This is a genomic window from Vibrio sp. D173a, from assembly GCF_030248475.1.
Window position 1 is genome coordinate 1 of the sequence record NZ_JAHGAH010000533.1, and the last position, 2,273, is coordinate 2,273.

A 2,273-nucleotide genomic window follows, 5' to 3' on the forward strand; every position below is an offset into this window, starting at 1 on the left:
TCTTCACCGCCGACACGGGCAACAAAGTCTGTGGTTCTCAGGCTCTCTTGGAGTATCGCCGCAACTCGAGCGATCACGCGATCCCCCTCATCGTGGCCTAACTCGTCATTGATGCGCTTAAAATTGTCGATATCAATTAGGGCTAAGCAGATTTGAGAATCGCCTGGGTAGCGCTCAACCATTCGAGAGTAGTACGCTAGCTGCTCCTCAAACTTGCGACGGTTCCAAAGTTTGCTGAGAGAATCTCTCTCACTTAGGATTCGAAGCCTCACTTCAAGCTCTTTGCGCACCGTAATGTCGACCAGCGAAGTAATAAAGTAACTCACCTTACCAGAGCTACTCTTCACCGCCTGAACTCGCATAATCGCGGTAAAAGGAATACGAAGCTTACTCTTACAGCTAACCTCCCCTTCCCATAAGTCGTGCTCCTCAAGGTGAGCCCATATGGTTTCAGCGGTATGAGCCTGCTCACTGTTTTCAAGCAGCAGCTGCAGCGCATTTTTCCCATCGACCTGCGATTTACTGTAGCCGGTCATGTTCTCAAACTCGTTGTTGGTCATGATGGTGCGATGCTGCTTGTCTGAGATCATCACCGCTGACATGCCATTCAATGCAGCACGAGCTAATTTACTCTCTAGGTTGCGACGACGGTAATGGGTAACCAGATACGCTAACGGGAAAGCAAACACCATCACGGTGAAGAACACGATTAGCTGCTCTTGAGCTAGGTCGTTAAGGTCACGCTCTGCTCGCTCCAGTAGTTGTGCAGAGTTCAACTGGATAATCAGATGCATTCTCTGATGCTGAGCAAGGTCGACCGTATTGAAGGCGAACAGATTGCCATCTTCAAACACATAACCCATGCGCTCAGACGAAAGCGCTTGCCAGGTCTTTGGTGCGATTTGAGCTAGGTTGAATCCTTTACGCTCTGGAATTGAGTCGCCAAACAACTTGCTCTTGTTTTGGCTAGCAATGTAGTAGCCGTATTGATTCACCACCTCCGCACGGAAGTCGAAATCAGGAGAGAAGTTTAAACGCGAAGCTAATCCCCAAACATCGAGGTTTACCACCAGATAACCGACGCGGCGCTCTGGCGTCTGAACAGGCGTGATCACGCGCAGCACGGGTGTGTATGGGTAAGAGATCTCACCGTATTCGGTTTCCAACTCAATTCCCCAACCACCAATCTCCTCCTCCTCCAGAGTTTGAGCGTAATGGAAGTAGCTGTAATCCGATTTATCTTGTAGGTCTTTAGGCAGAGTGACAGCACCAGTTCGTGAGGCATAGTTGACTCTGACCCTCTCATGACCGTCGATATCAAGTAGATGGATCTGGGTGTACCATTTTTGGTTAACCAACACCGACTGCCACACTTCTTCCAAGAGATTCTGATTTTCTGGAGAAGGTGATGTTGCGAAGTCGACTAGGCTTTGACTGTGGCTAAGCAGTTGCATCATAGAGACCAACTGATCTTTCAATACGTTGTAGTCTCGCTCAGCATAGACAAGTTGATGAAGTGCTTGTTTCGCAGTGCGTTGATAGCTCTGCTTTTTGACATCTTGATAGCGCTGCTGGTAATACAATCCAATAGCTGCGCAAAAGGTGACGCAAATAACGAGAAGCGTAGCGATTGTTTTTTTATTTCTCATTAGTTGCTCAAAATAGGGTAAATATGGCGAGAATTATATCATTGTTATCAATTAACAAAATAAAAAAGCCGCACTTAATGCGGCTTTTTATCATACAATTTGCTTAAGCTTTCAGAGAGCGCTCACCTCGAGCAATCCCGACTACGCCACTGCGCGCCACTTCAAGCACCTCAGTCACTTCAGAGAGCGCCTGAATAAATGCATCCAGTTTCTCGCTGGTGCCAGCCATCTGCACCGTATACTGAGAAGCGGTGACATCCACGATCTGGCCACGGAAGATATCCGCTGTGCGTTTCACTTCTGCACGAGCAAAACCGCTAGCACGCACCTTAACCATCAGCAGTTCGCGCTCAATATGATCCAACTCTGAAACTTCTTGAACCTTAAGTACATCGATCAGCTTGTGCAGCTGCTTTTGAATCTGCTCCAGTTGCATCTCATTCGAATTGGTTGTCACGTTTAGGCGTGAAAGCGTTGGATCATCTGTCGGAGATACGTTGAGCGATTCAATGTTGTAACCACGTTGAGAAAACAAGCCAACCACTCGAGACAAGGCACCCGGTTGGTTTTCCATTAACAGCGAAATAATGTGTCTCATACTATGTTCTCTCCGTTTTGCTTAGC

2 protein-coding genes are annotated in these 2,273 nt (G+C 47.6%); both read right to left on the reverse strand.

What is annotated here, in order from left to right; genetic code table 11:
- On the reverse strand, positions 1–1,649 hold a 1,649-nt coding region (locus KIV40_RS27315), incomplete at its 3' end, for a diguanylate cyclase (RefSeq protein WP_285352334.1).
- 103 nt (positions 1,650–1,752) lie between these two features.
- Positions 1,753–2,247: an acetolactate synthase small subunit gene (gene ilvN / locus KIV40_RS27320; protein ID WP_285352336.1), complete on the reverse strand. Its 495-nt coding sequence runs from the start codon at positions 2,245–2,247 to the stop codon at positions 1,753–1,755.
- Between the last annotated feature and the right edge of the window lie 26 nt (positions 2,248–2,273).